The sequence below is a fragment of the Nocardioides sp. genome, from assembly GCF_004803405.1.
In the GTDB taxonomy this organism is placed as follows: domain Bacteria; phylum Actinomycetota; class Actinomycetes; order Propionibacteriales; family Nocardioidaceae; genus Nocardioides; species Nocardioides vastitatis.
This window is the reverse complement of record NZ_SSXI01000192.1, coordinates 1-1,841: the sequence shown is the minus strand read 5'-3', so window position 1 is coordinate 1,841 and position 1,841 is coordinate 1. Positions and strand designations below refer to the sequence as shown.

Annotated in this window: 3 protein-coding genes; 2 read left to right on the top strand and 1 reads right to left on the bottom strand. The window is 74.1% G+C overall.

Annotated elements, in window-relative coordinates; translation table 11 throughout:
- The coding region (locus tag E7Z54_RS13385) for an acyl-CoA dehydrogenase family protein (protein ID WP_276606229.1) at window positions 1-539 on the top strand (539 nt) is incomplete at its 5' end.
- A complete protein-coding gene (locus E7Z54_RS13380) occupies window positions 539-1,531 on the top strand; it encodes an acyl-CoA dehydrogenase family protein (RefSeq protein ID WP_136434476.1) in 993 nt (330 codons plus the stop codon). The genes E7Z54_RS13385 and E7Z54_RS13380, both read left to right, overlap by 1 nt.
- Here E7Z54_RS13380 and E7Z54_RS13375 read toward each other — a convergent pair.
- Window positions 1,532-1,841, bottom strand: a 310-nt coding sequence (locus E7Z54_RS13375) for a hypothetical protein (RefSeq protein WP_206056196.1), incomplete at its 5' end; no start/stop codon positions are given.

Genomic DNA, 1,841 nt, shown 5'->3' with positions numbered 1-1,841 from the left:
CGGCCGCCGTCAGCGAGGCGCAACGACCGTCGGTCGACCGGACCCGCCGCCTCTTCGCGGTCACGTCCGGCGCAGCCCTGCCGGCGAGCGACCTGGCCCACGCGTTCGACCTGGCCGCGCTCGCCACCGCCGCCCAGCTCCTCGGCGCCGGCGAGCGGGTGCTGGCCGACTCGGTGACCTACGTGAAGCAGCGCAGGCAGTTCGGTCGCGAGATCGGCTCCTACCAAGCCGTCAAGCACAAGCTCGCCGACGTCCGGATCGCGCTGGACTTCGCACGTCCGCTGGCACTCGGGGCAGCGCTGGACCCGACACCCCTCTCGGTCTCGGCAGCCAAGGTGGCGTGCTCCGACGCGGCCTACCTCGCGTCGCGCAGCGGCCTGCAGGTGCACGGCGCGATCGGGTACACCCAGGAGTTCGACCTGAGCATCTGGCTGACGAGGATCCGGGCCCTGGTCACTGCCTGGGGCACGCCGGCGTTCCACCGAGCCCGGGTGCTCGAGTCGGTGACGGCACCCACGGCCGGCGCGGAGGACCGGTGATGCGGTTCGCGCTCAGCGCCGAGCAGGCCGAGCTCGCGGCCACCGTCCGGAGCCTGCTCGAGAAGCGGGCCGACTCGGCGGCGGTCCGGGCCGCGTCCACCTCGCCCACCGGACACGACGAGGCGCTCTGGGTCACGCTCTGCGAGCAGATCGGCGTGGCGGCCCTCGCCATCCCCGAGGAGTACGACGGCGTCGGGGCCGGCTTCTTCGAGACCGCCGTGGTGCTGGAGGAGATCGGTCGCTCGCTGGCGCCCTCTCCCCTGCTGGCCACCACCATCGCGACCGAGGCGCTGCTGGCCGGCGGCAGCGACGAGGCCAGGCAGCGACTGCTCCCCCGCATCGCCGCCGGGGAGATCGTCACCCTCGTCCTCGGCGACGCGTCCGTGCTCGACGGCGACCGGGCGGCGATCGTGCTGGCCGTGGTCGGTGACGACCTGGTGGAGCTCGCCGAGCCCAGGGCTCGATGGGCCGAGTCGATGGACCAGAGCATCCGGCTGGCCTTCGTCGACGTCGCCGGCGCCGAGGCTGCGGTGATCGGCCACGGCGGCGCCGCCCGCGCCCGCGCCGAGCTCGTCGGCGCGGCGGCCGTCTCCGCACTGGCGGTGGGCCTGTGCGACCGCGCCCTGCGGATGACCGTCGACTACAGCAAGGAGCGGGTCCAGTTCGGCCGCCCGATCGGCTCGTTCCAGGCGCTCAAGCACCGCATGGCCGACATGCTCTGCCGCACCGAGCTGGCCCGCTCCGCCAGCTGGGCCGCCTCCTACGCGCTCTCCGACCCCGACACCGCACCGGCAGAAGCCGAGCTCCTGACGCGATCCGCGGCGTCGTACTCACTGGAGGCTGCGCAGCACGTGGCCGCGGAGTGCGTCCAGCTCCACGGCGGGATCGCGATCACCTGGGAGCACGACGCCCACCTGGTCTTCAAGCGCGCGCACGCGCTCGGGCAGCTGTTCGGGGCGCCGCACCGGCACCGTCGGTCCGTGACGCTCTGATCAGCTGACGGGGGCGGTGCAGCGGGTCGCCTCGACGACGGCCGGCGACCGGTCGTACGGCAGCGGGCAGCGGTAGACCAGCACCCGCACCGGGTCGCTGACCGCCCTCGCTGTGTTCGCGCGGTACCAGCGCCGGCCGGGTACGACCGGCCGCAGCCGGAACTCGATGAGGCCGTCCCGGTTCGTGCGACCGACCCGGTTGCGCACCCATGGCCTGCTCCGCGACAACCTGAATCGCAGCACGACCCGCGTCGCGGGCGTCGTGCGGACCCGCATCCGGAGCAGCTGGCCACGGCCCACCCGCGCCGGG